We start from the raw sequence: 3,043 nt of genomic DNA on the forward strand, positions 1-3,043 counted from the left end.
GGATCTGACGCTGGCGGCGCTGGCCAACTGGCCTATCGTCACCTATCAAGCCGGGTTGACCGGGCGGGTGCGGGTGGATGAAGCCTTTGCTGCGGCTGGCATCGAGCCGCAGATCCTGCTGACGGCGCAGGACTCCGATGTCATCAAGACCTATGTCGAGCTGGAGATGGGGGTCGGCATACTGGCCGACATGGCGTTCGACACCCAGCGCGATCAGGGGCTGGTGCAGCTCGATGGCAGCCATCTGTTTGCCCCCCACACCGCCTGGATTGGCCTCAAGCAGGGGCAGTTCCAGCACAACTTTGCCTGGCAGTTTATCCAGCTCTGCAACCCCGAGCTGGCGCTGGCGGATATTCAGGCCCGCGCCATGGGCAGCGAGCCCGCCCTCGACTTCCAGATTTGAATCGGAAGAGATGACAGAAGGGGAGCCAATGGCTCCCCTTCCTTATTGCTGGCAGATGAGATTGCCAGCGAAAACAGACGGCTTCATATGAATTTTTTCACTTAGGTTTGCCAGTTAATTTTGTTTGTTATCCGGTACTTGGGTTGCAGGATGGAATAAGTGACTGACCAAAGTCGATCCATTCAGGATAAAGCATGCCGTATAGCTACCTATCACATCTGCGTTGCAGCAAGAGTGGCGAGATCCATGAGGCTGACCAGCCCTGGCAACTGAGCCGGGCAGGTGCGCCACTGCTGGCCAGCTACGATCTCGATGCGCTGAAGCGAGCATGGCACCCGGCGGCATTGCTGGGGCGCCCGGCCAGCCTGTGGCGTTATCACGAGTTGCTGCCGGTACGGGATCCCGCCCACGTTGTGACGCTGGGGGAGGGATTCACCCCACTGCTACGGCTGCCTACGCTGGGCAAGCAGATCGGTATTCCGGATCTCTGGATGAAGGACGAGAGCGTCATCCCCACCGGGTCCTTCAAGGCTCGTGGTGCAGCGGTGGGCATCTCCCGCGCTCGTGAACTCGGCGTCACTCACTTCGCCATGCCGACCAACGGCAACGCAGGGGCTGCATGGGCGCTCTACGGTGCCCGCGCCGGACTGCGTAGCACCATCGTTATGCCGCAGGCCGCTCCCGCCATCACCCGACTGGAGACCTCCCTCGCCGGTTCCCGTCTCTATCTGGTGGATGGCCTGATCAGCGATGCCGGTCGCCAGGTGGCGCAGGCGGTGGCGGAGCACGCCTTGTTTGATGCCTCAACCCTGAAGGAGCCCTACCGGATTGAGGGCAAGAAGACCATGGGGCTGGAGATTGCCGAACAGCTTGGCTGGACCCTGCCGGATGTGATCATCTATCCCACCGGTGGCGGGGTCGGCCTTATCGGTATCTACAAGGCGCTGCGCGAGCTGCAGGAGCTGGGCTGGGTCAAGGGTGCGCTGCCCCGGCTGGTGGCCGTGCAGGCGAGCGGTTGCGCGCCCATCGTACAGGCGTGGCAACAGAGAGCCGCCGAGTCGAGCTTCTGGCCCGACTCCCGGACGCTGGCGTTCGGCATCAATGTGCCCAAGGCGCTGGGGGATTTTCTGGTGCTGGACGCCCTCTATCGCACCGAGGGTTGCGCCATCGCGGTAGATGACAAGGCGATCAAGAGCGAGATCCGCCTGCTCGCTTCTCGCGAAGGGAGCTTTGTCTGCCCGGAAGGGGCCGCCGCGTTTGCTGCCGCTCGTCAACTGCGCGAGGCGGGCTGGATCCGGGAGCAGGAGCAGGTTGTCGTGCTCAATACCGGTGCCGGCATCAAGTATCCGGATGCGATCACTGTGCTGCCCCAGCGTTTGCAGCGTGACGGGAGGATCCCGGCATGAATCTGGATCTGCCCTTTATCCTTACGACGCTGCCCGCCTTCGGCAAGGCGGTCTGGGTCACTTTGCAGCTGGGAACCATAGTGATCCTCACTTCGCTGGCGGTCGCCCTGCTCAACGTCGCCCTGCTGAGCCTGCACAAGCGGCCGCTCAGCGCGCTGATCCGCGGATATGTCGAGCTGGCCCGCAACACGCCGCTGCTGATCCAGCTCTTCTTCCTCTATTTCGGGCTGCCTGCGCTCGGCTTGTCGCTCTCCGGGTTTACCACTGCGGTGATTGCCATGACCTTCCTCGGCGGTGGCTATCTGACCGAGGCGCTGCGGGCAGGCATTGAGGCGGTGCCCGCCAGTCAGCTGGAGGCTGGCCGAGCCATCGGGCTTTCTCGCTGGCAACTGCTGCGCCACGTGCAGTTGCCCCAGGCCTGGCTCGCCAGTCTGCCCGCGCTGTTTGCCAACTTCATCTTCCTGCTCAAGGAGACGACGGTGGCCTCGGCGGTGGCGGTGCCAGAGCTGCTCTACACCACCAAGAATTACATCGCCCTCTACTACAAGACCTACGAGATGCTGGCGGTGCTGACCTTGATGTGCGTGCTGATCTTTTTGCCGCTCTCTCTCGCTCTGCGCGTCGTGGAAAGGAGGCTGCAACATGGTCAGTTCGGTCACTGAATCGCTGATGCAGGCGAGGATCCCGATGTGGGCACTTATCTTCCAGCTGCCACCGTCTCTCGTCACCAAGACGCAGGAAAGGAGGGCTCAATATGGCCAGCTCGATCTCTGAGCAACTGACGCAGGCGTTGCCACTGCTGGCGGTGGGCGCAGGCCAGACCCTCGCCATCTCGCTGCTGGCCATCCTGTTTGCCACCCTCGGCGGTGTCGCGTACGGCGTGCTGGCGCAGCAGGGCGGTCGGTTGGTACGGGGGCTGCTGCGGCTTTATCTCGAGCTGTTTCGGGTGGTGCCGGTACTGGTGTGGCTCTATCTCTTTTTCTTCGGGTTGCCGATCTTTTTCGGCCTCGATATTCCGGCCTTCTGGTGCGCCGTGCTGGTGCTCGCCCTGTGGGGCGCCAGCGAGGTGGGTGAAGTGGTGCGCGGCGGCCTCAACTCTCTCGCCCGTGGCCAGCAGGAGGCCGGGTTGGCGCTCGGGCTCTCCCGCTGGCAGCTCTATCGCCACGTGCTGCTGCCCCAGGCGTTGCAGCGGCTGACGCCGCCGACCATCAACATCTACATCCGCATCATCAAG

Annotated in this window: 4 protein-coding genes; all 4 read left to right on the forward strand. The window is 62.9% G+C overall.

Going from position 1 to position 3,043, the window contains the following annotated elements; all coding sequences use genetic code 11:
* Nucleotides 1–403 (forward strand): LysR substrate-binding domain-containing protein (locus tag DBR30_RS21590; protein ID WP_258224271.1); only part of this gene is annotated, 403 nt, incomplete at its 5' end.
* A gap of 194 nt (nucleotides 404–597) precedes the next feature.
* Nucleotides 598–1,809, forward strand: a complete 1,212-nt coding sequence (locus tag DBR30_RS04110; RefSeq protein ID WP_108541089.1) for a threonine synthase — start codon at nucleotides 598–600, stop codon at nucleotides 1,807–1,809.
* Entirely contained in the window at nucleotides 1,806–2,471 is a 666-nt protein-coding gene (locus DBR30_RS04115) for an amino acid ABC transporter permease (RefSeq protein ID WP_108541090.1), read from the forward strand. The genes DBR30_RS04110 and DBR30_RS04115 overlap by 4 nt, the downstream gene beginning before the upstream one ends.
* A gap of 92 nt (nucleotides 2,472–2,563) precedes the next feature.
* A partial coding sequence (locus DBR30_RS04120; protein ID WP_258224272.1) for an amino acid ABC transporter permease occupies nucleotides 2,564–3,043 on the forward strand: 480 nt, incomplete at its 3' end.

This window comes from Aeromonas sp. HMWF017 (assembly GCF_003061465.1).
GTDB classification, from domain to species: domain Bacteria; phylum Pseudomonadota; class Gammaproteobacteria; order Enterobacterales; family Aeromonadaceae; genus Aeromonas; species Aeromonas veronii.